General features: G+C 62.6%; 21 protein-coding genes and 1 other RNA gene. 11 read left to right on the forward strand and 11 right to left on the reverse strand.

From position 1 onward, the window contains the following. Nucleotides 1-205: 205 nt before the first annotated feature. The 3 genes from lpdA to aceE form a co-directional block, all read right to left on the reverse strand. Nucleotides 206-1,993 (reverse strand): dihydrolipoyl dehydrogenase, encoded by a 1,788-nt coding sequence (lpdA, locus tag AC1RJW_RS23645; protein ID WP_493047123.1) that lies wholly within the window; start codon nucleotides 1,991-1,993, stop codon nucleotides 206-208. A gap of 10 nt (nucleotides 1,994-2,003) precedes the next feature. Further along, nucleotides 2,004-3,671 carry a dihydrolipoyllysine-residue acetyltransferase gene (gene aceF / locus AC1RJW_RS23650; protein WP_493047124.1) on the reverse strand — a complete coding sequence of 556 codons (1,668 nt, stop codon included), beginning with the start codon at nucleotides 3,669-3,671 and terminating at the stop codon, nucleotides 2,004-2,006. 94 nt (nucleotides 3,672-3,765) lie between these two features. Next, nucleotides 3,766-6,462: a pyruvate dehydrogenase (acetyl-transferring), homodimeric type gene (gene aceE, locus AC1RJW_RS23655; protein ID WP_099408847.1), complete on the reverse strand. Its 2,697-nt coding sequence runs from the start codon at nucleotides 6,460-6,462 to the stop codon at nucleotides 3,766-3,768. Nucleotides 6,463-6,995: 533 nt separating this feature from the next. Here aceE and folD point away from each other — a divergent pair. From folD to AC1RJW_RS23680, 5 genes are all read left to right on the forward strand, one after another. Beyond that, nucleotides 6,996-7,841, forward strand: coding sequence for a bifunctional methylenetetrahydrofolate dehydrogenase/methenyltetrahydrofolate cyclohydrolase FolD (folD, locus tag AC1RJW_RS23660; protein ID WP_070221908.1), 846 nt, complete (start codon nucleotides 6,996-6,998; stop codon nucleotides 7,839-7,841). A 120-nt stretch (nucleotides 7,842-7,961) separates the two neighbouring features. Beyond that, nucleotides 7,962-10,046, forward strand: coding sequence for a M3 family metallopeptidase (locus AC1RJW_RS23665; protein WP_493047125.1), 2,085 nt, complete (start codon nucleotides 7,962-7,964; stop codon nucleotides 10,044-10,046). Nucleotides 10,047-10,051: 5 nt separating this feature from the next. Then, the gene (locus AC1RJW_RS23670) at nucleotides 10,052-10,477 is read left to right on the forward strand and encodes a DNA polymerase III subunit chi (protein WP_070311793.1); all 426 of its coding nucleotides are present in this window, start codon (nucleotides 10,052-10,054) and stop codon (nucleotides 10,475-10,477) included. Further along, nucleotides 10,474-10,857, forward strand: a complete 384-nt coding sequence (locus AC1RJW_RS23675) for a DUF2486 family protein (protein WP_493047126.1) — start codon at nucleotides 10,474-10,476, stop codon at nucleotides 10,855-10,857. The genes AC1RJW_RS23670 and AC1RJW_RS23675 overlap by 4 nt, the downstream gene beginning before the upstream one ends. Before the next feature lie 307 nt (nucleotides 10,858-11,164). Next, the gene (locus tag AC1RJW_RS23680) at nucleotides 11,165-12,307 is read left to right on the forward strand and encodes a branched-chain amino acid ABC transporter substrate-binding protein (RefSeq protein ID WP_070289205.1); all 1,143 of its coding nucleotides are present in this window, start codon (nucleotides 11,165-11,167) and stop codon (nucleotides 12,305-12,307) included. On the opposite strand, the gene AC1RJW_RS23685 is transcribed toward AC1RJW_RS23680, so the two are convergent. Then, nucleotides 12,300-13,202, reverse strand: a complete 903-nt coding sequence (locus tag AC1RJW_RS23685; RefSeq protein WP_493047127.1) for a LysR family transcriptional regulator — start codon at nucleotides 13,200-13,202, stop codon at nucleotides 12,300-12,302. The two genes, AC1RJW_RS23680 and AC1RJW_RS23685, sit on opposite strands and share 8 nt — an antisense overlap. Before the next feature lie 105 nt (nucleotides 13,203-13,307). On the opposite strand from AC1RJW_RS23685, the gene AC1RJW_RS23690 reads away from it, so the two are divergent. Beyond that, nucleotides 13,308-14,318: an NAD-dependent epimerase/dehydratase family protein gene (locus tag AC1RJW_RS23690; protein ID WP_493047128.1), complete on the forward strand. Its 1,011-nt coding sequence runs from the start codon at nucleotides 13,308-13,310 to the stop codon at nucleotides 14,316-14,318. 21 nt (nucleotides 14,319-14,339) lie between these two features. On the opposite strand, the gene AC1RJW_RS23695 is transcribed toward AC1RJW_RS23690, so the two are convergent. Together AC1RJW_RS23695 and ilvD are read right to left on the reverse strand one after the other, a co-directional pair. Continuing rightward, nucleotides 14,340-14,651: a c-type cytochrome gene (locus tag AC1RJW_RS23695; RefSeq protein ID WP_034786554.1), complete on the reverse strand. Its 312-nt coding sequence runs from the start codon at nucleotides 14,649-14,651 to the stop codon at nucleotides 14,340-14,342. A gap of 220 nt (nucleotides 14,652-14,871) precedes the next feature. Further along, nucleotides 14,872-16,743 (reverse strand): dihydroxy-acid dehydratase, encoded by a 1,872-nt coding sequence (gene ilvD, locus AC1RJW_RS23700; protein ID WP_493047129.1) that lies wholly within the window; start codon nucleotides 16,741-16,743, stop codon nucleotides 14,872-14,874. 173 nt (nucleotides 16,744-16,916) lie between these two features. On the opposite strand from ilvD, the gene AC1RJW_RS23705 reads away from it, so the two are divergent. The 3 genes from AC1RJW_RS23705 (at nucleotide 16,917) to AC1RJW_RS23715 (ending at nucleotide 20,436) form a co-directional block, all read left to right on the forward strand. Beyond that, nucleotides 16,917-17,828: a LysR family transcriptional regulator gene (locus AC1RJW_RS23705; protein ID WP_493047130.1), complete on the forward strand. Its 912-nt coding sequence runs from the start codon at nucleotides 16,917-16,919 to the stop codon at nucleotides 17,826-17,828. Between the two features lie 79 nt (nucleotides 17,829-17,907). Then, on the forward strand, nucleotides 17,908-18,738 hold the full coding sequence (gene lgt / locus AC1RJW_RS23710; RefSeq protein WP_436494118.1) for a prolipoprotein diacylglyceryl transferase: 831 nt from the start codon (nucleotides 17,908-17,910) through the stop codon (nucleotides 18,736-18,738). 180 nt (nucleotides 18,739-18,918) lie between these two features. Beyond that, entirely contained in the window at nucleotides 18,919-20,436 is a 1,518-nt protein-coding gene (locus AC1RJW_RS23715; protein ID WP_493047131.1) for a GGDEF domain-containing protein, read from the forward strand. On the opposite strand, the gene AC1RJW_RS23720 is transcribed toward AC1RJW_RS23715, so the two are convergent. From AC1RJW_RS23720 to AC1RJW_RS23740, 5 genes are all read right to left on the reverse strand, one after another. Then, entirely contained in the window at nucleotides 20,414-20,878 is a 465-nt protein-coding gene (locus tag AC1RJW_RS23720) for an EVE domain-containing protein (protein ID WP_493047132.1), read from the reverse strand. The genes AC1RJW_RS23715 and AC1RJW_RS23720 overlap by 23 nt on opposite strands. Before the next feature lie 78 nt (nucleotides 20,879-20,956). Next, nucleotides 20,957-21,134: non-coding RNA, 6S RNA (gene ssrS, locus AC1RJW_RS23725), on the reverse strand. 201 nt (nucleotides 21,135-21,335) lie between these two features. After that, nucleotides 21,336-21,647 carry a cell division protein ZapA gene (locus AC1RJW_RS23730; protein ID WP_034747344.1) on the reverse strand — a complete coding sequence of 104 codons (312 nt, stop codon included), beginning with the start codon at nucleotides 21,645-21,647 and terminating at the stop codon, nucleotides 21,336-21,338. Continuing rightward, a complete protein-coding gene (locus AC1RJW_RS23735) occupies nucleotides 21,647-21,937 on the reverse strand; it encodes a DUF904 domain-containing protein (protein WP_306594795.1) in 291 nt (96 codons plus the stop codon). Before AC1RJW_RS23735 ends, AC1RJW_RS23730 begins: the two co-directional genes overlap by 1 nt. Nucleotides 21,938-22,066: 129 nt before the next feature. Continuing rightward, nucleotides 22,067-22,813 (reverse strand): hypothetical protein, encoded by a 747-nt coding sequence (locus AC1RJW_RS23740; RefSeq protein WP_493047133.1) that lies wholly within the window; start codon nucleotides 22,811-22,813, stop codon nucleotides 22,067-22,069. Between the two features lie 525 nt (nucleotides 22,814-23,338). Between AC1RJW_RS23740 and groES the strand changes: the two genes are divergently transcribed. Together groES and groL are read left to right on the forward strand one after the other, a co-directional pair. Then, nucleotides 23,339-23,629, forward strand: coding sequence for a co-chaperone GroES (gene groES, locus AC1RJW_RS23745; protein WP_010400979.1), 291 nt, complete (start codon nucleotides 23,339-23,341; stop codon nucleotides 23,627-23,629). Nucleotides 23,630-23,679: 50 nt separating this feature from the next. Beyond that, nucleotides 23,680-25,329, forward strand: coding sequence for a chaperonin GroEL (gene groL / locus AC1RJW_RS23750; RefSeq protein WP_070281377.1), 1,650 nt, complete (start codon nucleotides 23,680-23,682; stop codon nucleotides 25,327-25,329). The last annotated feature ends 109 nt before the right edge of the window (nucleotides 25,330-25,438 follow it).

Consider the following 25,438-nt stretch of genomic DNA (forward strand, 5'->3'; position numbering starts at 1 on the left):
GGGTCGGGTGCGGGTGGATGGTCTTGCCGATGTCGGTGCCGTCGCAGCCCATTTCGATGGCCAGCGCGATTTCGCCGCTTCATCTTTCACCTGTCGCCCGCATGCGTGCCGACGATGGTGCCGCCGGTCAGGTATTTAATCGTATTTGGACAATAAAAAACCCCGCAATCGCTTGCGGGGTTTTTAGTGTCACAGCGCTACAACATCAACGCTTGCGCGGCGGCGGCAAGTCCGTGCATACGCCTTCGTACACTTCGGCGGCCATGCCGATCGACTCGCCCAGGGTCGGGTGCGGGTGGATGGTCTTGCCGATGTCGGTGCCGTCGCAGCCCATTTCGATGGCCAGCGCGATTTCGCCGATCATGTCGCCCGCATGCGTGCCGACGATGGTGCCGCCGATGATACGGTGCGTTTCCGCATCGAACAGCAGCTTGGTGAAGCCTTCGGCGCGGCCGTTGGCCACGGCGCGGCCCGAAGCGGCCCACGGGAAGTGGCCCTTCTCAACCTTGATGCCCTTGGCTTTCGCTTCGTCTTCCGTGATGCCGGCCCATGCCACTTCCGGATCGGTGTAGGCGACCGAAGGGATCACCTTGACGTCGAAGTGCGACTTCTGGCCGGATGCCGCTTCGGCGGCCACGTGTGCTTCATGCACGGCCTTGTGCGCCAGCATCGGCTGGCCGACCAGATCGCCGATGGCGAAGATGTTCGGCACGTTGGTGCGCATCTGGCTGTCGACTTCGATGAAGCCGCGGTCGGTGACGTTCACGCCGGCCTTGTCGGCAGCGATCTTCTTGCCGTTCGGGCTGCGGCCCACGGCGACGAGCACCAGGTCGTAGACTTGCGGCGCCGGTGCCGTGGCACCCGCTTCGGCAGCTTCGAACGTGACCTTGATGCCTTCCGGCAACGCCTCGACGGCGACCGTCTTGGTCTTGGTCATGATGTTGTCGAAGCGCTTTTCGTTGAACTTCTGCCACACCTTGACGGCGTCGCGGTCAGCGCCCTGCATCAGGCCATCCATCATTTCGACCACGTCGATGCGCGCGCCGAACGTGGAGTAGACAGTCGCCATTTCCAGGCCGATGATGCCGCCGCCGATGACCAGCATGCGTTTCGGGATCTGGCGCAATTCCAGTGCACCCGTCGAATCGACGATGCGCGGGTCTTCCGGCACGAAGGGCAGTTTCACCACGGACGAACCGGCAGCGATGATGGCTTGCTTGAACTGCACGACTTTTTTCGAGCCGTCGCCAGCCGTCACTTCGATGTGGTTCGCGGAGAGGAACTGGCCCACGCCCGTGACGACTTGCGTCTTGCGCGCCTTGGCCATGCCGGCCAGGCCGCCCGTCATGTTCGAAATTACACCTTCCTTGTACTTGCGCACTTGATCGATATCAATGGTCGGTTTGGCAAATGTCACGCCTGTATTCGACATGTGCGCCGTTTCATCGATGACGGAAGCAACGTGCAGCAGCGCCTTCGACGGGATGCAGCCCACGTTCAGGCACACGCCGCCCAGGGTGGCGTAGCGCTCGACGATAACCGTCGACATGCCCAGGTCGGCCGCGCGGAACGCCGCCGAATAGCCGCCAGGACCGCCGCCCAATACCATCATGTCGACGTCGATGTCGACCTGGCCGCTGTAATTGCCGGCCGGGATGGCGGCGACAGGTGCAGGAGCCGCAGCGGCTGCCGGAGCGGCTGCGGCAGGCGCAGGAGCGGCCGCCGGCGCAGTTGCTGGAGCAGCAGCCGCGCCTACAGCCGCTTCCACCACCAGCAGCGCGCTGCCTTCGGCGATCTTGTCGCCGACCTTGACCTTGACTTCCTTGACGACGCCGGCGTGGGTCGACGGAATCTCCATGCTGGCCTTGTCCGATTCGACCGTGATCAGGGACTGGTCCACCTTGATGGTGTCGCCCACCTTGACCATCAGTTCGATGACTTCGACTTCCTTGAAATCGCCGATATTCGGTACTTTTACCTCTACTGTGCTCATCAATCGCTCCTTACAGCAGAATTTTGCGCATGTCGGCCAGGACTTCGCCGAGGTACACGGAGAATCGCGCGCCCATCGCGCCATCGACCACGCGGTGGTCGTAGGACAGCGAGGTGCCCATCATCAGGCGTGGCTGGAAGGCCTTGCCATCCCATACCGGCTTGATCGAGGCTTTCGACAGACCCAGGATCGCCACTTCCGGCGCATTGACGATAGGCGTGAAGTGCGTGCCGCCGATGCCGCCCAGGGACGAGATCGTGAAGCTGGCGCCCTGCATGTCGGCCGGTTTCAGCTTGCCTTCGCGTGCCTGCAGCGACAGTTCCGTCATTTCGCGGGCGATTTGCGAGACCGACTTCTGGTCCGCGCCCTTGATCACCGGTACCACCAAGCCGTTCGGCGTGTCGGCCGCGAAGCCGATGTTGTAGTACTGCTTGAGGATCAGGTTCTCGCCCTTGGCGTCGAGCGAGGCGTTAAACGCGGGGAATTTCTTCAGCGCGGCGACGGAGGCCTTGATCACAAAGGCGAGCATGGTCAGCTTGGCCGCATCCTTGTTCTTCGCATTGGCCGCGTTGGTGTCGACGCGGAATGCTTCCAGGTCCGTCACGTCCGCTTCGTCGAACTGCGTGACGTGCGGGATCATGACCCAGTTGCGGTGCAGGTTCGGACCCGAGATTTTCTTGATGCGCGACAGCGGCAGCAATTCGGTCGTGCCGAACTTGCTGAAGTCCAGCGACGGCCATGGCAGCAGATCGAGGCCCACGCCCGAACCGCCTTTGGCAGCGACTGGCGCGTTTGGCGCGGCAACGGCGCCCGACATCACGCCCTTGACGAAGTTCTGCACGTCTTCCTGGGTGATGCGGCCCTTCGGACCGGAACCGCCCACGCGGGCCAGGTCCACGCCCAGTTCGCGCGCGAATTTGCGGATCGATGGCGACGCGTGCGCCAGCTTGCCGTTGACGGCAGGCGCGGCGGCAGGTGCCGGGGCAGCGGCGACCGGCGCCGAAGCGATGGCGGCGGCTGGTGCGGCGGCAGCTTGCGCGGCCGGTGCAGGCGCGGCAGCGGGTGCAGCGACCGGGGCGGCAGCGCCACCGGTCGTTTCCACCACCAGTACCAAGCTACCCTTGGCGACCTTGTCGCCGACCTTGACTTTCAATTCCTTGACGATGCCGGCATGGCTCGATGGGATTTCCATGCTGGCCTTGTCCGATTCGACCGTCAGCAGCGACTGGTCGACCTTGATCGTGTCGCCGACCTTGACCATCAGTTCGATGACTTCGACTTCCTTGAAGTCGCCGATATCGGGCACGGTCACATCGACCAGGGCCGGCGCGCCGGCAGGGGCGGCAGGCGCTGGCGCGGCCGCAGGAGCGGCGGCGGGGGCGGCTTCAGCGGCAGGTGCCGGGGCAGCAGCGGCGGCAGGCGCCGGCGCCGAGGCGTCGTCCGCCACTTCCAGCAGCAGAACCAGCGAACCTTCGGCGATCTTGTCGCCCACGTTGACTTTCAATTCCTTGACGACACCGGCGTGGCTCGATGGAATTTCCATGCTGGCCTTGTCCGATTCGACGGTGATGAGGGACTGGTCCACCTTGACCGTATCGCCTGGCTTGACCATCAGTTCAATGATCTCGACTTCCTTGAAATCGCCGATATCCGGGACTTTGACTTCCACAATGCTCATAGCTTGCTCCGTTATTTTATTTGTCAGATGGACCCGCACACACGCCAGGGCGGCACTTTCGCACCGCCCTGGCATCATCGGGTCCGCACAACGATTACTGGGTCACCGGATTCGGTTTGTTCGCGTCGATGCCGTACTTGGCAATCGCCTGCTCCACCACCGACACGTCGATCTTGCCTTCGTCAGCCAGCGATTTGAGCGCGGCCACGGTGACATAATAACGGTTCACTTCGAAGAACTCGCGCAGCTTGGCGCGGCTGTCCGAGCGGCCAAAGCCATCGGTACCGAGCACTTTGTAGGTGCGGCCCTTCGGCATGAAGGCGCGGATCTGTTCTGCAAATGCGCGCATGTAGTCGGTCGTGGCGACGATCGGGCCATCCGTGTCCTGCATCAGCGACGTCACGTACGGCACGCGCTGCTGTTTCGACGGGTTGACCATGTTCCAGCGTTCGGCGTCCTGGCCATCGCGGGCCACCAGGGTCAGCGACGGCGCCGACCATACGTCCGCAGCCACGCCCCAGTCGTTTTCCAGCAATTCGGCGGCAAAGATCGATTCGCGCAGGATGGTGCCGCAACCGATCAGCTGTACGCGCAGCTTGGCGTCAGCCTTGCCTTCTTGCAACTTATACATGCCTTTCAGGATGCCTTCTTCCTGGCCTGGCTTGATGCCTGGCTGGGCGTAGTTCTCGTTCATGATCGTGATGTAGTAGAACACATCTTCCTGGTTGGCGATCATGCGGCGCAGGCCGTCCTGGATGATGACGGCGACTTCGTGGCTGAAGGTCGGGTCGTACGGCATGCAGGTCGGGATGGTCGCGGCGAAGATATGGCTGTGGCCATCTTCGTGCTGCAAGCCTTCGCCGTTCAGGGTCGTACGGCCGGCCGTGCCGCCCATCAGGAAGCCGCGGGCGCGCATGTCGGCCGAAGCCCACACCTGGTCGCCGATGCGCTGGAAACCGAACATCGAGTAGAAGGTGTAGAACGGGATCATGATGCGGTCGTTGGTCGAATACGACGTCGCCGCGGCGATCCACGAGCTCATGCCGCCCGCTTCGTTGATGCCTTCCTGCAGGATCTGGCCGGCCTTGTCTTCGCGGTAGTACATGACCTGGTCCTTGTCGACCGGCTCGTACAACTGGCCTTTCGGGTTGTAGATGCCGATCTGGCGGAACAGGCCTTCCATGCCGAAGGTACGCGATTCATCGACCAGGATAGGCACGACGCGCTGGCCCAGGTTCGGGTCTTTCAGCAGGGTCGAAATGACGCGCACGAAGGCTTGCGTGGTCGAGATTTCGCGGCCTTCCGGCGTCGCTTCCAGCACGTTCTTGAACGCGTCCAGGCCAGGCACGGGCAGGGTTTCTTCCGCTTTCTGGCGGCGCTGCGGCAGGTAGCCGCCCAGGGCCTTGCGGCGCTCGTGCAGGTAGACCATTTCCGGCGCGTCGTCGGCAGGCTTGAAGAACGGGATGTCGGCCAGCTTGTCGTCGGGGATAGGCAGCGAGAAGCGGTCGCGCATTTCGCGGATGGCTTCGTCGTCCAGTTTTTTCGTCTGGTGCGCCGTGTTGCGCGCTTCGCCGGACTTGCCCATGCCGTAGCCCTTGATGGTTTTTACCAGCAGGACGGTCGGCTGGCCCTTGTGTTCCTGGGCGATCTTGAAGGCCGCGTAGATCTTGTGCGGATCGTGGCCGCCGCGGGTCAGGCGCCAGATGTCGTCGTCCGTCATGTTGGCAACCATTTCCAGCAGCTTCGGATGCTTGCCAAAGAAATGCTTGCGCACGTAGGCGCCGTCTTTCGCCTTGTAGTTCTGGTATTCGCCGTCGACGGTTTCCATCATCACGCGCTGCAGGATGCCTTCTTTATCTTGCGCCAGCAGGGCGTCCCAGCCCGGACCCCAGATGACCTTGACGACGTTCCAGCCGGCGCCACGGAATTCGCCTTCCAGCTCCTGGATGATCTTGGTGTTGCCGCGTACCGGGCCGTCCAGGCGCTGCAGGTTGCAGTTGACCACGATGACCAGGTTGTCGAGCATGTCGCGCGCGGCCAGGCCGATCGCGCCCAGGGATTCCGGCTCGTCCATCTCGCCGTCGCCGCAGAAGGCCCAGATCTTGCGGTTGTCGGTCTTGGCGATGCCGCGTGCGTGCAGGTATTTCAGGAAGCGCGCCTGGTAGATCGCCATGTGCGGGCCCAGGCCCATCGACACGGTCGGGAACTGCCAGAAGTCAGGCATCAGCTTCGGATGCGGGTACGAGGACAGGCCCTTGCCGTCGACTTCCTTGCGGAAGTTCAGCATTTGCTCTTCCGTCAAGCGGCCTTCCAGGAAGGCGCGCGCGTAGACGCCGGGCGAGGAGTGGCCCTGGATGTACAGCAGGTCGCCGCCGTGGTCGGCCGTCGGCGCGTGCCAGAAATGGTTGAAACCGATGCCCAGCATGTTCGCCAGCGACGCGAACGAGGACAAGTGGCCACCCAGGTCGCCGTCGGCGCGGTTGGCCTTGACCACCATGGCCATGGCGTTCCAGCGCATCCACGAGCGCAGGCGCTCTTCGTACTCCAGGTTGCCGGGACAGTGTGCTTCTTGCTTGGTGGGGATGGTATTGACGTAGGCGGTGGTGCTGGAGAACGGGATCTGGGCGCCGCGGCGGCGGGCCAGGTCAACCATGCGCTCCATCAGGTAATGCGCGCGTTCCGGACCTTCGTTTTCCAGCACGGCTTCGAGCGCGTCCAGCCACTCCTTGGTTTCCTGCATATCCGGGTCGGTGCCGATCTGTGTCGTTACCTGGTTCAGTTGAGCTGACATCTGTTGAGTCTCCTTTGTGAACGCCCCACCCCGATTTTCCGGATCGCTGTCGGACGGTATTTCGCTGATTATTTACTATTAAGTCGGTTTAGTGTGGGGATTCTAACAGCGTATTTAGTATTTTTCAAATTACGATATAGCATTTCATATTATGAAATCGCCCTATGAAATTTATGCTGCACTGCCGCAAATTCTGCCCGGAAATTAGGGTGATCAAAGTGCCAAAAACGGCGCCAAAAGAACCGCAGGCCCTTGCGCTCCCTAGGCCACCAGCCCACCAGCAAAACGCATTAACGCCCCAGTCGTCCGCACAGGCATACCGGGCCAAGCGGGCCTGAAAAATGTCGAGGGCAAGGCGCAGCGACGCAGACAGTACGCCAGTACGGCAAGGAGCTGCAACGCCGCCATCGGCATTTTCTCAGGCCCGCGTCTCTGGCCCGCTGCTGCTACGCCTTTGCATAGCCAAAACCGCCCCTTTGCGCCGCCCGGCTTTATAATCTGTCTTTTCCCTCCCACATCTCTCAGCCCCTACCATGCCAGCACAACTGATCGACGGAATCGCCCTCTCCCAAAAACTGCGCAGCGAGATCGCCACGCGCGCCGCCGCCCTTACAGCCAAGGGCACCCAGCCCGGCCTGGCCGTGATCCTCGTCGGCGAAGACCCGGCCAGCCAGGTGTACGTCCGCAACAAGGTCAAGGCGTGCGGCGACGTGGGTTTCCACTCGGTGCTGGAAAAATATGAAGCGGACCTGTCCGAAGCGGACTTGCTGGCACGCATCGCCAGCCTGAACGCCGATCCCGCCATCCACGGCATCCTCGTGCAGATGCCCTTGCCCAAGCACATCAACCCGCACAAGGTCATCGAAGCGATCGCCACGACGAAAGACGTGGACGGCTATTCCGTCCTGAGCGCCGGCGAACTGATGACGGGCTTGCCCGGCTTCCGCCCGTGCACGCCGTACGGCTGCATGAAACTGATCGAAAGCACGGGCGTGGACTTGCGCGGCAAGCATGCCGTCGTCATCGGCCGCAGCAACACGGTCGGCAAGCCGATGGCCCTGCTGCTCTTGCAAGCGAACGCTACCGTCACCATCTGCCATAGTGCGACCCCGGACTTGGGCCTGTACACGCGCCAGGCGGACGTGGTCGTGGCCGCCGTCGGCCGCCGCAACACCCTGACGGCCGACATGGTCAAGCCGGGCGCCATCGTCATCGACGTGGGCATGAACCGCGACGATGACGGCAAGCTGTGCGGCGACGTGGATTTTGCCGGAGTGAAAGAAATCGCCTCCCACATCACGCCCGTGCCCGGCGGCGTGGGCCCGATGACGATCACGATGCTGTTGATGAATACGGTAGAGGCCGCCGAGCGCATCTAAGAGGAGCACCTGAGAAAACGTCCATGGCTGCGTTGCAGTGCCTCGCCGTACTATTCGTACTGCCTTCGGCACCGCGCCTTGCCCTGAACGTTTTTCAGGCGCTCCATATATGAAGACAGAATGGACGAACCGACGATGAATACCAATCCCCTGCTTGATTTTTCCGGCCTGCCACGCTTCGACGCGATCACGCACGAGCATGTCACGCCTGCCATCGATACCCTCCTGGAACAGGCACGCGCCACGGTGGCGCGGCTGGAAGCGCCCATGGAAGAAGTGAGCTGGGACAACTTCGTCGCGCCCCAGGACCAGATCGCCGAAACCCTGGGCCGCGCCTGGAGCATCGTCAACCATTTGAATAGCGTGGTCGATACGCCGGAACTGCGCGCCGCCTACAATGCCAACCTGCCCAAGGTAACGGAGTTCTTGACCGAGCTGGGCCAGAACGAAATCCTCTTCGGCAAATACAAGCAATTGCAGGCCCGCGCCGATTTCGCCAGCCTGTCGCCGGCGCGCCGGCGCATCGTCGAGAATGCCGTGCGCGACTTCCGCCTGGGCGGCGCCGAGTTGCCCGAGGACAAGAAAGAGCGCTTCGGCGCCATCCAGGAAGAACATGCGGCCGTCGGTACGCGTTTTTCCGAAAACGTGCTCGACGCCACCAATGACTACAAGTTGCTGGTCGAGAACGAAAGCGACCTGGCCGGCTTGCCCGACGACGTGAAGGCCGCCGCGCGCGCCGCCGCCGAAAAGGCCGGCAAGCAAGGCTATGAATTCTCGCTGCACTTCCCGTCCTATTACCCTATCCTGCAATTTGCCGACAACCGCGCGCTGCGCGAAACCATCTACCGCGCCAACGCCACCAAGGCATCGGACCAGGGCGAGGTCTTCAGCAAGAAAGAGGACTGGGACAACACGCAAAACATCGTCACCTTGTTGCGGCTGCGCAACGAAGAGGCACAACTGCTCGGCTACGCCAATTTCGCCGAAGTGTCGCTGGTATCGAAGATGGCCACCTCGCCCGCGCAAGTCGTCACTTTCCTGGAAGACCTCGCCAAGCGCGCGCGTCCGTTCGCCGAGAAGGACCTGGCCGAGCTGAAACAATTCGCCCGGGAAGAACTGGGCATCGCCGAACTGCAGGCGTGGGACGTGCCTTACGCCTCCGAAAAACTGCAGGAACGCCGTTACGCGTTCTCGGCCCAGGAAGTCAAACAGTATTTCCCTGAACACAAGGTGATCGACGGCTTGTTCCGCCAGATCCAGAACCTGTTCGCGGTCGAGATCAAACTGGATACAGCGCCCGTCTGGCACCCGGACGTGCGTTTTTACCGCATCGAGCGCGATGGCCAGCTGGTCGGCCAGTTCTACCTGGACCTGTATGCGCGCGCCGGCAAGAGCGGCGGCGCCTGGATGGATGACGCGCGCGGCCGCCGTGCCGATGCACAGCAAGTGCAAACGCCGATCGCCTACCTGACCTGCAATTTCACGGAACCGGCCGTGGTCGATGGCCAGGCCCAGCCGGCGCTGTTCACCCACGATGAAGTGATCACCCTGTTCCACGAGTTCGGCCATGGCCTGCACCATATGCTGACCGTCGTCGACGAGCTGGGCGTGTCGGGCATTGCCGGCGTCGAATGGGATGCCGTGGAACTGCCGTCGCAATTCATGGAAAATTTCTGCTGGGAATGGGAAGTGCTCGAACACATGACGGCGCATGCCGTCACGGGCGAGCCGCTGCCGCACGCGCTGTACGACAAGATGCTGGCGGCCAAGAATTTCCAGTCCGGCCTGCAAACCCTGCGCCAGGTGGAATTCTCCCTGCTCGACATGCATCTGCACTATGACTACGATGCCAGCACGGGCCAGAGCGTGCAGCAGCTGATCGACGGCGTGCGCGCCAAGTTCGCGCTGATCATCCCGCCCGCCTTCAACCGCTTCCAGAATTCCTTCGGGCATATCTTCTCCGGCGGCTACGCGGCTGGCTACTACAGCTACAAATGGGCCGAGGTGCTGTCCGCCGACGCCTATGCGGCCTTCGAGGAAGCCCGAGCGCTGGGACCGGCCGCCACCACGGCGGCGGGCAAGCGTTACCTGCAGGAAATCCTGTCCGTCGGCGGCTCGCGCCCCGCGCTGGAATCGTTCACGGCCTTCCGCGGCCGCGAACCGTCGATCGACGCCCTGCTGCGCCACAGCGGCATGGCCGCTTGATCGCCATGAGCCGCGTCGATTTTCACAGCAACGTGCCGGACAAGCTGGCCTACGCCTGCCGTCTGGCACGCAAGGCGTATATGGCCGGCAACAAGGTGGTCGTGCTGGTGCAAGATGGCACCCAGCTCGACGCCTTGAATAGCGCCATGTGGACCATTTCCGCCACGGATTTCCTGCCGCACGTGCTGGCCGGCGACCCGCTGGCCCCGCAAACGCCCATCATCCTGACCGATGACGCGGCGGCCGAGCTGCCGCACCACGACATCCTCGTCAACCTGTCGCAGCTGCCGCCCGCCAATTACGCGGATTTCCAGCGCGTCTTCGAGATCGTCTCCATGGATGAACAGGATGCGCAGGCGGGCCGCCAGCGCTTCCTGCACTACCGCCAGCAGGACGTGCAGCCGACACATTTCGTGGCGGGTAAAGCATGAACCAACCGCCATTCGACCAGGGCATCCCCCTGCTGACGGAGGTGCTGCTGGGGCCGGAGGTGCCGGAGGTGCCACAGGTGATGCCCGTCGCACCTGCTGCGCCTGCTTTCGAGGAAGCGCCAGCATTGCCGCCCAGCATGCCGCAACCCGACTGGGACGCCATCGAACAGCGCCTAACGCAGCGCATCTTGCATCAAGTGCAGGGCAAGATCGACCATCTGCTGGAAGAACGCATCGCCCACGTCCTGCAGACGGCCCTGCAAAACGCCCTGATCGGCATGCGCGGCGCCCTGCGCGAAGACTTGCAGCAATCGCTGGAACAGATCGTTGCCCATGCAGTGAGCCATGAACTGGGACATCTGCATCCGCCGGCACAGTAATCAAGCCACTTTACCCCTAGCAGCGAATTGCCGGGGTCGGCCCCTGAGAGTCCGCCCCCAGTCCTTGCCGCGGGGTTAATGCCGGCATTCCTACACCCTTCCCCCTCCCAACGCCATTCTTTGGTGCGCGCGCGCCTGCGAAATCGGTGCATCGCGCCTCACTTTGGTGATTGTTGCGACAAAATGCAAAAAGCCCGAAAAGCGGCTTTGCGCCGCCTGTTTTTTGTTGTACCTTTCTTCACACGTACCGCCATTCGAAGCGGTTTTCACGAGACGCCGCCGTATCTTTATCCATTGGAGAATGTTTATGCTGCTCAAGACCAAAGTCCTTCCTCTCGCCCTCGCCCTCGCCTTTGCCGGCCATGCGGGCGCGCAGGAAATCATCAAGATCGGCCACGTCGCCCCGGTCTCTGGCGCCAGCTCCCACCTGGGCAAGGATAACGAGAACGCGGCCAAGATGGCCATCGAGGATTTGAACGCCAAAGGCTTCAAGATCGACGGCAAAGCCGTCAAATTCGTGCTGGTGCCCGAAGATGACGCGGCCGATCCCAAGCAGGGCACGGCCGTGGCGCAAAAGCTGGTCGACGCCAAGGTCAACGGCGTCGTCGGCCATCTGAACTCGGGCACGACGATTCCCGCTTCGCGCATTTACTTCAATGCGGGCATCCCGCAGATTTCGCCGGCCGCCACCAACCCGACCTACACCCAGCAGAAATTCAACACGGCCTTCCGCGTCGTCGCCAATGACAACAAGCTGGGGGGCACCCTGGGCGCGTATGCCGTGGGCAAGCTGCAAGCAAAGAAAATCGCCGTCATCGATGACCGCACGGCCTACGGCCAGGGCGTGGCGGAACAGTTCGTCAAGGGCGCCAAGAAGGCAGCCCCCGGCGTGCAAATCGTCGGCAAGGAATTTACCAATGCCAACGCGACGGACTTCAATGCCATTTTGACCAGCATCAAGTCGAAAAATCCCGACCTGATCTTCTTTGGCGGCATGGATTCCGTGGGCGGCCCCATGCTGCGCCAGATGAAGGCGCTGGGCATCAAGGCCAAGTTCATGGGCGGCGACGGCCTGTGCACGGAACCGCTGGGCAAGCTGGCCGGCGACGCCGTGGGCGAAGACATGGTCACCTGCGCGGAAGCGGGCGGCGTGACGGGCGCGCAGCAAAAAGGCATGGACGATTTCCGAGCCCGCTACAAGCAGAAATACAACATGGAAGTGCAGCTGTACGCGCCATACGTCTACGATGCCGTGATGACCATGGCCACCGCCATGCAGGACGCCAAATCGTCGAAACCGTCCGTCTACCTGCCGTATCTGGCCAAGGTGCACTACCAGGGCGTGACGGGTCCGATCTCGTTCGACGCCAACGGCGACATCAAGGATGGCGCGCTGACTTTATTTACATATCGCGACGGCAAGAAGACCAAGATGGAGGTCGTCAAGTAAGCGGCTGCTCAGCCACGTAATCGCGTAAACCTTCGGCCAGCGCGTCGAAGGTGGCGCGGCAGCGCAGGCTGCCGCGCAAATCTTCATGCATGGTGACCCACGTCTCCATCGGCAGCGAAAACGCTTGCGGCAGCACGCGCCGCAGGGCCGGATCGCACGCCGCCAGCCCCGCCTGGCACACGCCGATGCCGGCGCCCGCCCGTATCAGGGCCAGTTGCGCCAGGTCGCTGTCGCTGCGCCAGGCAAAGTTTTCCCGCGAAAATCCCTGAAAGGCCGCACCCGCGTTGCGCACGAACGGACTCGCCTCGTCGTAGCCGATGACGGCGTGTTGCGCCAGATCAAGCAACCCCGCCGGCGTGCCATGGCGCGCCAGATAATCCGCGTGCGCATGCAGGCCCAGTTCGATCTCGCCCACCTTGCGCGCCACCAGCTGCTCCTGGCGCGGACGCAGCATGCGCACGGCAATGTCCGCCTCGCGGCGCAGCAAATCCTGCACTTTATTGCTCAATACCAATTCAATGGTCAGCCCAGGATGGCGCGCGCGCAAGCGGGCCAGGATGGGCGGCAGCACCTCCACGCCCACCACTTCGCTGGCCGCGATGCGCACGACGCCGGCCACGCCCTGCCCCTGGCTGCTGGCCGCGCGCTGCATCAGGGCCGCCGTGTGCTCCATGGTTTCCGCATGGGGCCGCAGCGCCAGGGCCACTTCCGTGGGCAGCAAGCCCAGCTGGGAGCGCGTGAACAGGGTCGCGCCCAGCGCCTGCTCCAGGGCGGCGACGTGCCGGCCGACGGTGGGCTGCGTGATGCCCAGCGCGCGGGCGGCGCCGGACAGGGAGCCCTGCTTCAGCACGGCCAGCAGCGAACGGTAGTATTCCCAGGGAATGGATGGGTTCATGGTGTCAACTTGGTCATACATAAATGTATAGCTTGTGCTCGATGTTCGTCAATTCCCAATTAGCCTTGCGCGGCAGATACTGGCGTCATCAACCACACGGAGGTCATGATGGACAAAACAGCATTGGTACTGGGCGCGACGGGCGGCATCGGCGGCGAGATGGTGCACCAGCTACTGGCGGCGGGCTGGCAGGTACGCGCCCTGACGCGGGGAGAAACGCCATCGCCACGGCGAGATAACATCGAGTGGCTGCGCGGCGATGCGCTGTCGCGCGCGGACGTGCTGGCAGCCGCGAAAGGCTGCGCCGTCATCGTGCACGCCGTCAATCCGCCCGGCTACCGCCACTGGGGCCGGCTGGTGCTGCCCATGCTCGACAACACGATTGCCGCGGCGATGGCCGAAGGCGCCACCATCGTGCTGCCCGGCACCGTGTATAACTTCGGTCCCGACGCCTTTCCCGTGCTGGAGGAAGACGCGCCGCAGCACCCGCAGACGCGCAAGGGCGCCATCCGCGTGGAACTGGAAGCACGGCTGGAACGGGCCAGCACGCAGGGCGCGCGCGTGCTGATCGTGCGCGCAGGCGACTTCTTCGGCCCACGCGCCGGCAATAACTGGTTTTCGCAGGGGCTGGTGAAACCGGGCCAGAGCGTGCGCAGCATCCTGCATCCTGGCGCGCCCGGCGTGGGCCACCAGTGGTCCTACCTGCCCGACGTGGCGCGCACGATGGTGCAATTGCTGGCCATGCGCGCCACCTTGCCCGCGTTTGCGCGCTTTCACATGGCCGGCCACTGGGACCACGACGGCCGGCAAATGACGGGCGCGATCGCCCGCGTGGTGGAACAGGCGACAGGAGCGGCGCCCGCCATCCGGCGTTTTCCGTGGTGGCTGGTGGCGCTGGCGTCGCCGTTCGTGGCGACCTTGCGCGAAATGCGCGAGATGCGCTATCTGTGGCAAGCGCCCCTGTCCATGGACAATGCGCGGCTGCTGGCCGTGCTGGGCCAGGAGCCGCATACGCCGCTCGACGAGGCCGTGCGGGCGACCTTGACGGGCATGGGGAACCTGCAGAATTTGCAGGCTGGGGGCAAAAAAAACGCGCCGGGATTGCCGGCGCGCTAATTGCAGGTACTGCGGCACAGATTATTTCTGTGCCAGTACCCATTTAACCAGGGTGTGGGCTTCCGCATCGCTCACTTGCGGGTTCGCTGGCATCGGGATCGCGCCCCAGGTGCCGGAACCGCCCTTCATGACTTTCGCCACGAGCTTGGCTTCCGCGTCTTTCTGACCGGCGTACTTGGCAGCCACGTCCTTGAACGCAGGGCCCACCAGTTTCGTGCTCACCGCGTGGCAAGCCATGCAGTTTTTTGCTTTCGCCAGGTCCGGATTGGCCAACGCTGCTTGCGATGCCAGAGCCGATACGGCCAATACACTCACCAACATAAAACGTTTCATTGTCTTTTCTCCAAAGTTACTTCCTGCGGCATTTTACTGTGTTTCCGCAGATGCACCACGAGCCCAGATCAAGCGTTTCAATGTAGTAACGCAATGTCGTCAGAAGGCATAGCTATTCTGCCCCATCTGCGCGCGCATGACCATGTTGTTTGTAAGGCGATGTAACGACAGCCGGCCCCGCACAGTCAAACGGGGCCGGCCGTCGTACTTACACAACAAATCAGCGTTTCTGCTTCTTCAGCTGGGAGAGATCACGCACGGCGCCCCGGTCGGCCGACGTCGTCAGCGCCGCATACGCCTGCAGCGCTTGCGACACGTAGCGCTCGCGGTTGACGGGCAGCCAGGCCGCATCGCCCTTCGCTTCCATGGCGGCGCGGCGCGCGGCCAGCTGCGCATCGGTGACGCGCAGGTTGATGGTGCGCTCGGGGATGTCGATGTCGATGAAGTCGCCCTCTTCCACCAGGCCGATGGCGCCGCCTTCGGCCGCTTCCGGCGAGGCGTGGCCGATCACCAGGCCCGAGGAGCCGCCCGAGAAGCGCCCGTCCGTGAACAGCGCGCAGGCCTTGCCCAGGCCCTTGGACTTGATGTACGAGGTCGGGTACAGCATTTCCTGCATGCCGGGACCGCCTTTCGGGCCTTCGTAGCGGATGATGACGACGTCGCCTTCATGCACGGTATCGGCCAAAATCGCTTCCACAGCGGAATCCTGGCTTTCGAACACGCGCGCCTTGCCCGAGAACTTCAAGATGCTTTCATCGACGCCTGCCGTCTTGACGATGCAGCCCTTTTCGGCCAGGTTGCCGTACAAGACCGCCAGTCCGCCATCCTGCGAGTAGGCGTGGGCCTTGTCGCGGATGCAGCCCGTGCTGCGGTCCGTATCGACGGCCGCGAAGCGCTCCGACTGCGAGAATGCCGTCTGCGTCGGCACGCCGCCCGGCGCGGCGCGGAACAGTTCATGCACGGCGGGGTTATCCGTGCACATGATGTCGTTTTGCGCGATGGCGTCGGCCAGGGTCGGCGCGTGGATCGTCGGCAGGGTCGTGTTGAGCAGGCCGGCGCGCGCCAGTTCGCCCAGGATGCCCACGATGCCGCCCGCGCGGTGCACGTCCTCGATATGGTATTTGTCCGTCATCGGCGCCACCTTGCACAGGCAAGGCACCTTGCGCGAAATGCGGTCGATGTCGGCCATGGAAAATTCCACCTCCGCCTCATGCGCGGCGGCCAGCAAGTGCAGCACGGTATTCGTCGAGCCGCCCATGGAGACGTCGAGCGCCATGGCGTTTTCAAACGCGGCCTTGGTGGCGATGGAACGGGGCAGCACCGAGTAATCGTCCTGCTCGTAGTGGCGCTTGGCCAGTTCCACGATCAGACGGCCCGCGCGCAGGAACAGCTGCTGGCGGTCGGAGTGCGTGGCCAGAATCGTGCCGTTGCCGGGCAGGGCCAGGCCCAGCGCTTCGGTCAGACAGTTCATCGAGTTGGCCGTAAACATGCCGGAGCAGGAACCGCAGGTGGGGCAGGCGGAACGCTCGATCTCGGCCACGTCAGCGTCGGAGACGGTGCTGTCGCCCGCCTTGATCATGGCGTCGACCAGGTCCAGCTTGATGATCTTCTGCGTGCCGTTGACCACCTTGACGACCTTGCCCGCTTCCATCGGCCCGCCGGAGATGAACACGACGGGGATATTGATGCGCATGGCGGCCATCAGCATGCCCGGCGTGATCTTGTCGCAGTTCGAGATACAGACCATGGCGTCGGCGCAGTGGGCGTTGACCATGTATTCGACGGAGTCGGCGATCAGGTCGCGCGAGGGCAGCGAATACAGCATGCCGCCGTGGCCCATGGCGATGCCGTCATCGACGGCGATGGTGTTGAATTCCTTGGCCACGCCGCCGGCAGCCTCGATTTCGCGCGCCACCATCTGTCCCAGGTCCTTCAGATGCACGTGGCCGGGCACGAACTGGGTAAACGAGTTGACGACGGCGATGATCGGCTTGTCGAAGTCGCCGTCCTTCATGCCGGTGGCGCGCCACAGGGCGCGGGCGCCAGCCATGTTGCGGCCGTGGGTGGTGGTGCGGGAGCGGTATTGCGGCATGATGGGGTCCTTCCAAGGATGATTGATGCCTGACTGCGCGGATTTTCAACAAAACCCTGCATGCAGTGGGGGTACGTCAGATTGCCTTGCGCGCGCCCCACTGTCAAATATATGATGCACGTTCCTGTGAGTCGTTTTGCATATCACAGCACTTACTCCACATGGAAACGCATATGAATATCGAACTGCGCCAGCTGCGCTATTTCGTCACCGTCGCCGAGGAATTGCACTTCGGCCGCGCCGCCGCGCGCCTGCACATGACGCAACCACCGCTGTCGCAAACCATCATGGCCCTGGAAGAACTGCTGGGTGCGCCCCTGTTCGTGCGCACGCGCCGCGAAGTGCAGCTGACACCGGCCGGCAGCGCCCTGCTGCCCGAGGCGCGCCGCCTGCTGGCGCAGGCGCAGGACTTGCCCGCGCTGGTACGGCGGGCCGCGCAGGGCGAGGCGGGCCGTCTGAGCCTGGCTTTCGTTTCCTCGGCCGACTACAGCGTGCTGCCGCCATTGCTGCGCGCCTACCAGACGGCCTGTCCGCAGGTGCAGATCGCCCTGCAGGAAGCCACCTCGGACCTGCAACTGGACGAACTGCTGGCCGGGCGCACGGATGCGGGCCTGCTGATCCCGCCCCTGCCCGAGAAGGCGAAGGGCGAACTCGACTACCTGCCCGTGCTGGCCGAGCCGCTGGTGCTGGCCGCGCCGTCCGGCCTCGACATCCTGAACACGCCGGGCCCCGTGCGCCTGCGCGACCTGCCGCCCCTGCCCTTGATCATTTTCCCGCGTGCAATATCCCCCGCCCTGCACGATGCCATCCTCGGCGTGTTCCGCGCGGCCGGCATCACGCCGCAGATCGGCCAGGAAGCGATCCAGATGCAAACCATCGTCAGCCTCGTGTCGGCTGGCATGGGCATCGCGCTTGTGCCACAATCGGTATCGAATCTGATGCGCCCGGGCGTAGAATACAGGCCGCTGCAGGACGCCACGCCGCTGGTGGAAACGGGCCTGGCCTGGCGCCGCGACAATCCGTCCGCCGTGCTGCAAGGTTTCCTGGCGCTGCTGCGCAAGCAGATCAGCGCTGCCGCCGATTAAATTAAGTGGCCGCTAAGGCAAAAAACCGCCAGCGCCCCCATACTACGCAACCTTGGCTTTAAACAAAGAAAGAATTCCCATGCTGATACACCCGATGCCCGACCCGATAGCCATCCAGATCGGCCCGCTCGCCGTGCACTGGTACGGCCTGATGTATGTACTGGCCTTCGCCCTGTTCATTATCCTGGGCCGCGTGCGCATCAAGCAGCCGCATATCGCCGTGCTGGGCTGGAAGAAGGAAGACCTCGACGACATGCTGTTCTACGGCATGCTGGGCGTGGTGATCGGCGGGCGCCTGGGCGAAGTGCTGTTCTACCGTCCCGAATACTTCCTGCACAATCCGCTCGAGATCTTCATGGTCTGGCATGGCGGCATGTCCTTCCATGGCGGCTTCCTCGGCGTCATCCTGGCCATGTACCTGTGGAGCCGCAAGGCGGGCCGCAACCTGTTCGACGTGCTTGACTTCATCGCGCCGCTGGTGCCGCTCGGCTATGCGGCCGGCCGCCTGGGCAACTTCATCAATGCCGAACTGCCGGGCCGCATCGCACCGGAAACCCTGCCGTGGGCCATGCAATGGCCGGGCATCCCGTATCCCGTGCACCCGTCGCCCATCTACCAGATGCTGGTCGACGGCATTTTGGTGTTCATCATCCTGTGGCTGTATGCGCGCAAGCAGCGTCCGCGCATGGCCGTGGGCGCCATGTTCACCCTGTTGTACGGCTGCGCGCGCTTCTTCACGGAATACTTCCGCACGCCGGACTGGGAAGTCGTGTGGTTGGGCGTGCCGATCACCTCGGGCCAGATGTTGTCCTTGCCGATGATCGTCGGCGCCATCGCGCTGCTCGTGTGGGCGTACAAAAGCCAGGTGATGGGCACGCCGCCCACCAAGGCCCGCCCGGCCAACACCTAAGCACCACAATTCCCCCGGTGGCGCGCCAGGCAGGCGCGCCATCCCCTCCCCCGCCAACATTTCCCTAAAAACAGCAAAATTTCTGCATGGAATGGACTAGCTGTTGACATCTGGGTATCATCGTTTTCACGTATCGCCGTATTGGCGCTACGCCACGACGCCACCGGGGAGTGCCTTGCCATGCCGCCTGCCGGGCGAAAACTGACCTGCTGGACTACGCTGGGCGCCTGCTATGTGCTGGCCCAGCTGGCCTTGACGGCATGGGCGGGCACGCGCGCCCCCTGGGTGAGCTATGCCTTCAGCATTGTCGCGCCGCTGCTGGCGCTGGCCGCCTGTTGCCGCTGCGCCTGCGTCAGCACGGCAGGCACAGCCAGGACAGGCTGGGCCCTGTTCGCCGTGGCCATGCTGTTCTGGAGCACGGGGATGATATTGTCGGCCTGGCAAGACCTGAGCGGCCAGGTGGCATCCGACGCCACGTATTTTTCCGATTTTGCCTATTTCATGTATGGCGCGCCCCTGCTTCTGGCCATGTCGTCCGTGACGCACGAGCATCCCTCGCGCACCCTGCAATGGCTGGACGCCGTGCAGGTGCTGCTGGCGGCCTACCTGGCCTATACGGCTATCTTTTCCGTGTCGCCATTCGACCAGCGCTCCATCGCGCCGATTCCCGCCAGCCTGCTGGTGCTGACCTACAACGTGGAAAACCTGGCCCTGGCTTGCTGCGCCTCGCTGCGTTTGCTGGCGCACCGCCGCGATGGCGAACAGGGCCGCTTTTACCTGCTGCTGACGGTGTTTTTATGCTGCTACGGGGGCTGCGCGGCCATCTATAACTATCTGACCTTGCACGGCGTGACGCAAGCATGGAGCGAAGTGCTGCCGGGCTTGCCGTTCCTGCTGCTGGCGGTGCTGGCCGCGCAAACCCGGATGACCGGGGACGAGGCACGGCCAGGCCAGCCGCCGCGGCGGCTGACCCTGCTGATCGACAATTTCAGTCCCATCTTCTTTACGGCCGCCCTGCTGGGCCTGGGCTTTGCCGTCATGCGCACGCATTTCTACCTGGCGGCGGCGTCGCTGTTCGTCGCGCTGCTGGTCCACGCGCTGCGCTCGGCCACCTTGCAAAGCCGCTACATGCAAAGCGAACTGGCCTTGCGCGCGGCGCTGGACAAGCTGGAAAAGCTGTCGCTGACGGATGGCTTGACGGGCATTGCCAACCGGCGCTGCTTCGACCAGACCTTGCAGCTCGAGTGGCAGCGCGCCGCGCGCAACAGTCAGCCGCTGGCGCTGCTGATCATCGATATCGATTTCTTCAAAAGCCTCAACGATACCTTCGGCCACCCGTATGGCGACGCCTGCCTGGTGCAAGTCGCGGCGGCCCTGCATTCCGCGCTACCGCGCGCCAGCGACCTGGCGGCCCGCTTCGGCGGCGAGGAATTTGCCGCCATCCTGCCCGCCACCGACCGCGCGGGGGCGCTGGCGGTGGCGCACAAGATGCAGGCAGCGATCGCCGCGGCCGCCATCGCCCACGCGCCGTCGCGCGGCGGCCTGGTGACGGCCAGCATCGGCCTGGCCCTGCATGACGAAAATCAAACGCCGGCACAACTGCTGGCCGCCGCCGACCAGGCCCTGTACCGGGCCAAGCAGAATGGCCGCAACCGGGTCGAGGAGCAGGCTTGGACTACACCTTCAGCTTGCCGGTAATGACCTTCCATTGCGCCGGCGTCACGGGCGTGATCGACAGCCGGCTGCCCTTCTTGAGCAGCAGCATGTCTTCCAGCTCCGGCATCTGGCGCATCTCGGACAGGGGCAGCAGCGCCGTCTTCTTCACGCCGCGCACGTCGACGCTGATCCAGCGCGGCTGTTCCGGCGTGGCCTTAGCATCGAAATACTTGCCGCCTTCTTCAAACTGGCTGTGATCGGGATACGCGCCGCTGGCCACTTCGGCCACGCCCGCCACGCCCGGCTGCGGGCAGCTGGAGTGATAAAACAGCACGCCGTCGCCCGGCCGCATGCCGTCGCGCATGAAGTTGCGCGCCTGGTAGTTGCGCACGCCAAACCACGGCATGGTGTGCCCGGGCGCCGCCATCAGGTCGTCGATGCTCACTTCATCGGGTTCGGATTTCATCAGCCAGTATTGTTTCATGCAGACTCCGTGTGAAAGCGACAGACGTAAAAAAACGGTTGCGCAGGATGCGGCAACCGTTTTCGGTGGTGATGCAAATTGGGCCCCGCCTGTGCCGCTATGCCGGCATCCCGAACCAAACGGTTCAAGGTGGTCACGTTAGTTCAATTTCGGGTTCGTCGAACGAGCGACGCTCACTCCCATCAAACAAAATTCGCAACCGATGCGCATAAATGGTTCAAGGAATATATGGCAATCGCGAACACCGCAGGGTAGACCCAAGTTTACTCCTTTGATCGCGCATCGCAAAGACAAATCGTACCGTGTCCGCTTAAAATCCAATTAATAACACTGAACAAAACCGTAGCGAGCGGCGATGAATTGTGGCCAAGAAGCGCAGCTGTGCTTGCACGGGGCCGCCGAGGCAGCGAGCATCGCAGGCCGCAAGTCGCGACGCGCAGTAGGTTTGGTTCGGTGTTTAAAAAAGGTTTTCCTGGGGCGTCAATGCGCTGTCCAGTACCGTGTGCATGGCCGAGATCTTCTGCTTCACTTCCAGGATCGTCAGTTCCGACAGCGGACCTTGCGGCGACTTCACGGAGAGGAATTCCGCGGCCACGCCCAGCGCGGCCAGCACGGCGATGCGGTCATTGCCCTTGACCTTGCCCGCGTCGCGGATGGCTTTCATTTTGCTATCGAGATAAATCGCCGCTTCGCGCAACGCGCGCTCTTCGCCGTCGCGGCACACCATGCTGTAGGACTGGCCCATGATATTGACATCGACACGCGGCATTACGCTTCCTTCTCGTTCTCGGCAATATAGGCGCCCGCCTCCGAAGCGGCTTGCTCCAGGCCAGCTTGCACCAGTTCGGGAATTTTTTCCAGCAACGCTTCCACCCGCTCCTGCGCCTCGCGCATGCGTTGCACATACAGGGCGTTCTCGGCGGCCAGCGCGGCATTGTCCTTGCGCAATTGCGCGTTTTCACGGCGCAGCGCATGGGTCATTTCGGCCAGCAGGCCTATTTTGTCGGATAATTCGTTGAATTCGGAAATCATCCCGCCACTATAGGGCGGACGCTCCATGGGCGTCAATCGAATCACGCCGCTGTCACACATATTTACATCAATGCAGGTCAGTTGCCGTGAAATACACGCTTTTTCCGGCGCGTTTCGCCATCTGCACGCATCCGCCGGCGCCGCGATGGCAGCGTTTTACTCGTCGACGTAATCGGGTTCGATATCGAGACCACCATAGCGGTTTTCGCACGAGCGGCGCGTCAATTCCTGCTTGCCGCTCTTGCCATCAAGCACCATCGTCAAGTCGCGGCAAGTACGATGGTAGCTGCCAGGTTTGGCGTCCGTCCGCGAGGGCGTCAAAGTGACGCGCAAGGGCACGGCATTGCCCAGTCCCTTGTTGCTCCATTCACGGCTCTTGCCATCCTCTTCATCTTTCAGGGTGCGCACGGCGGCCGTCAGCAAGGATTTCTGTTCCTTCGCATTCAGCCTGGCGATGGTCACGTCGGACAGGAAGGGCGGATACACGACGGGCGCCGGGTCCTTGCCCTGCACATCCCAACGGCCGCTGTTCTGCGAACAGGTGCGGCGGCTCAGGTCCTGCGACTTGTCGCGCGCCGTGACGACGAATTTCAGGTCGCGGCAGATGTGCGCCTTCAGGCTGTGTTCCGTCATGCCGGAGTTGCTGAAGTGATATGTGACCTTCACCAGCACGCCGCTGTCGCCGCCGTTGTTCCACACATGGGCTTCCTGGTCGTCGTCGTCCTTGTTCAGATCGTTGAACAGCTCGTTGAGCAGCATTTCCTTTTCCAGCGGCGTCAGGGTCGCCACGGTGATCTCGTCGAGAATGGTGGGCGTTTGCGCGGCGGCATTGCCCAGGCAGGCGAGGCCGACGAGGGCGGCGCCCAGCAGGCGCAGGGTAGGACGGGAAAGAGTCGATGGCATGGTGTGCTTTCTGGTACAGGGGGAATATTGATATGCAATTGCAATCATCTTATCAAAGTCCATAGCAAAACTCTGTTTCCCGTGCGTACAGGAACGCCGTTCGCCTGAAGGGCATGCTAGAGTCGCGCCTGTTGCTGACGCCCGGGAACGAGGCTTGCGTTTGCGCAAACCCTGCGTAAATGCAGGCTGCACAGAACGTCTATGCATATCTTCCCGGAGAATAAGCCCTTGAATAAGCCCCCTACCGTCCCTATAATTAGCACTCGTTAGTAGAGAGTGCTAACAAACTCTTTCGTAGCAATCCTCAGGACATGATGGTGTCTGCCGGGCAACAGCAGGGAACGCTACGCGGCGGGCGACGCCGCGATGCCACCACTGCCCAGCGCCGGCATGCACCCGATGCCATGGGGTTTGCTTGACCGTTGCGGGCTGCTTTCAACGGCGGTCACTGAAAGCACGCCTGGCGCTGTGCCAGGCATGTATTCATTTAGCAACACCTATCCATTGAACTTTAAGGAGTTTTGTATGAATCTGCGCCCATTGAACGATCGCGTCATCGTCAAACGCCTCGACCAGGAAACCAAGACTGCGTCCGGCCTCATCATTCCTGATGCAGCTGCTGAAAAACCGGATCAAGGCGAAGTCCTTGCCGTAGGCAATGGCAAGATTCTCGACGACGGCAAAGTCCGTCCTCTGGATGTCAAAGTGGGCGACCGCGTCCTGTTCGGCAAGTACGCCGGCCAAACCGTCAAAGTTGACGGCGATGAGCTGCTGGTCATGCGCGAAGAAGACATCATGGCGATCGTCGTCAAGTAATTGTTTCCACGTTGTAGACAGATACATCCCGAAACTCAGGAGAATTGAACATGGCAGCTAAAGAAGTAGTATTCGGCGACGCAGCGCGCGCCAAGATGGTCGAAGGCGTCAACATCCTCGCCAACGCAGTCAAAGTCACCTTGGGCCCGAAAGGCCGCAACGTGGTCCTGGAGCGCTCGTTCGGCGCCCCTACCGTCACCAAGGATGGTGTGTCGGTAGCGAAAGAAGTTGAACTCAAAGACAAGCTCATGAACATGGGCGCGCAAATGGTCAAGGAAGTGGCTTCCCGCACCAGCGACAACGCCGGCGACGGCACCACCACCGCAACCGTGCTGGCCCAAGCCATCGTGCGCGAAGGCATGAAGTTCGTTGCCGCCGGCATGAACCCGATGGACCTGAAGCGCGGTATCGACAAGGCTGTTGCTGCGACCGTCGAAGAACTGGCGAAAATCGCCCGTCCTTGCACCACGACCAAGGAAATCGCCCAGGTTGGCGCGATCTCGGCGAACTCGGACTACTCGATCGGCGAGCGTATCGCTGAAGCGATGGAAAAAGTCGGCAAAGAAGGCGTGATCACGGTGGAAGACGGCAAGTCGCTGAACGACGAGCTGGACATCGTTGAAGGCATGCAGTTCGACCGCGGCTACCTGTCGCCATACTTCATCAACAACCCAGAGAAGCAAGTTGCCGTCCTGGACAGCCCATTCGTCCTGCTGTGCGACAAGAAAATCTCGAACATCCGTGACCTGCTGCCGGTACTGGAACAAGTCGCCAAAGCTGGCCGTCCACTGCTGATCATCGCGGAAGACATCGAAGGCGAAGCGCTGGCTACCCTGGTTGTGAACAACATCCGCGGCATCCTGAAAACTTGCGCAGTGAAAGCACCTGGCTTCGGCGACCGCCGCAAAGCCATGCTGGAAGACATCGCTGTCCTGACCGGTGGCCAAGTGATCGCTGAAGAAGTCGGCCTGACCCTGGAAAAAGTGACGCTGGCCGAACTGGGCCAGGCGAAACGCATCGAAGTGGGCAAGGAAAACACCATCGTCATCGATGGCGCCGGCGAAGCTGCCTCGATCGAAGCACGCGTGAAACAAGTGCGTGTGCAGATCGAAGAAGCGACCTCGGACTACGACCGTGAAAAACTGCAAGAGCGCGTAGCCAAACTGGCTGGCGGCGTTGCCGTGATCAAGGTTGGCGCAGCCACCGAAGTCGAAATGAAAGAGAAAAAAGCCCGCGTTGAAGATGCACTGCACGCAACACGCGCTGCCGTGGAAGAAGGCATCGTGCCAGGCGGCGGCGTAGCCCTGCTGCGCGCACGCGCCAACATCACGGTCAAGGGCGACAATCCTGATCAAGACGCTGGTATCAAGATCGTCCTGCGCGCAATGGAAGAGCCACTGCGCATGATCGTGCAAAACGCTGGCGAAGAAGCTTCGGTCGTCGTGGCAGCCGTACTGGCTGGCTCGGGCAACTACGGCTACAACGCTGCCAACGGCACGTATGGCGACATGGTGGAAATGGGCGTTCTGGACCCAGCCAAAGTGACCCGTTCGGCGCTGCAAAACGCCGCTTCGATCGCTTCGCTGATGCTGACGACCGACTGCATGGTCTGCGAAATCGCTGACGACAAGGCAGCCGGCGGCATGGGCGGCGGCATGGGTGGTATGGGCGGCATGGGCGGCATGGACGGCATGATGTAATGTCCGGCATCCCCGCGCGCAGGCGACGGCGCGCGGGGATGCATCGCCGGGACAGGACAGGCAGACCAAAAGCTGCTTGCGCCTGCCCGGCAGCCCCAAGAGCCATCTT

It is taken from the genome of Janthinobacterium sp. GW822-FHT07A03, assembly GCF_058798815.1.

Coding starts and splice junctions, on each gene's coding strand:
- lpdA (WP_493047123.1), bottom strand. CDS start 1,993: ATGAGCACAGTAGAGGTAAAAGTACCGAATATCGGCGATTTCAAGGAA.
- aceF (WP_493047124.1), bottom strand. CDS start 3,671: ATGAGCATTGTGGAAGTCAAAGTCCCGGATATCGGCGATTTCAAGGAA.
- aceE (WP_099408847.1), bottom strand. CDS start 6,462: ATGTCAGCTCAACTGAACCAGGTAACGACACAGATCGGCACCGACCCG.
- folD (WP_070221908.1), top strand. CDS start 6,996: ATGCCAGCACAACTGATCGACGGAATCGCCCTCTCCCAAAAACTGCGC.
- AC1RJW_RS23665 (WP_493047125.1), top strand. CDS start 7,962: ATGGACGAACCGACGATGAATACCAATCCCCTGCTTGATTTTTCCGGC.
- AC1RJW_RS23670 (WP_070311793.1), top strand. CDS start 10,052: ATGAGCCGCGTCGATTTTCACAGCAACGTGCCGGACAAGCTGGCCTAC.
- AC1RJW_RS23675 (WP_493047126.1), top strand. CDS start 10,474: ATGAACCAACCGCCATTCGACCAGGGCATCCCCCTGCTGACGGAGGTG.
- AC1RJW_RS23680 (WP_070289205.1), top strand. CDS start 11,165: ATGCTGCTCAAGACCAAAGTCCTTCCTCTCGCCCTCGCCCTCGCCTTT.
- AC1RJW_RS23685 (WP_493047127.1), bottom strand. CDS start 13,202: ATGAACCCATCCATTCCCTGGGAATACTACCGTTCGCTGCTGGCCGTG.
- AC1RJW_RS23690 (WP_493047128.1), top strand. CDS start 13,308: ATGATGGACAAAACAGCATTGGTACTGGGCGCGACGGGCGGCATCGGC.
- AC1RJW_RS23695 (WP_034786554.1), bottom strand. CDS start 14,651: ATGAAACGTTTTATGTTGGTGAGTGTATTGGCCGTATCGGCTCTGGCA.
- ilvD (WP_493047129.1), bottom strand. CDS start 16,743: ATGCCGCAATACCGCTCCCGCACCACCACCCACGGCCGCAACATGGCT.
- AC1RJW_RS23705 (WP_493047130.1), top strand. CDS start 16,917: ATGAATATCGAACTGCGCCAGCTGCGCTATTTCGTCACCGTCGCCGAG.
- lgt (WP_436494118.1), top strand. CDS start 17,908: ATGCTGATACACCCGATGCCCGACCCGATAGCCATCCAGATCGGCCCG.
- AC1RJW_RS23715 (WP_493047131.1), top strand. CDS start 18,919: ATGCCGCCTGCCGGGCGAAAACTGACCTGCTGGACTACGCTGGGCGCC.
- AC1RJW_RS23720 (WP_493047132.1), bottom strand. CDS start 20,878: ATGAAACAATACTGGCTGATGAAATCCGAACCCGATGAAGTGAGCATC.
- AC1RJW_RS23730 (WP_034747344.1), bottom strand. CDS start 21,647: ATGCCGCGTGTCGATGTCAATATCATGGGCCAGTCCTACAGCATGGTG.
- AC1RJW_RS23735 (WP_306594795.1), bottom strand. CDS start 21,937: ATGGAGCGTCCGCCCTATAGTGGCGGGATGATTTCCGAATTCAACGAA.
- AC1RJW_RS23740 (WP_493047133.1), bottom strand. CDS start 22,813: ATGCCATCGACTCTTTCCCGTCCTACCCTGCGCCTGCTGGGCGCCGCC.
- groES (WP_010400979.1), top strand. CDS start 23,339: ATGAATCTGCGCCCATTGAACGATCGCGTCATCGTCAAACGCCTCGAC.
- groL (WP_070281377.1), top strand. CDS start 23,680: ATGGCAGCTAAAGAAGTAGTATTCGGCGACGCAGCGCGCGCCAAGATG.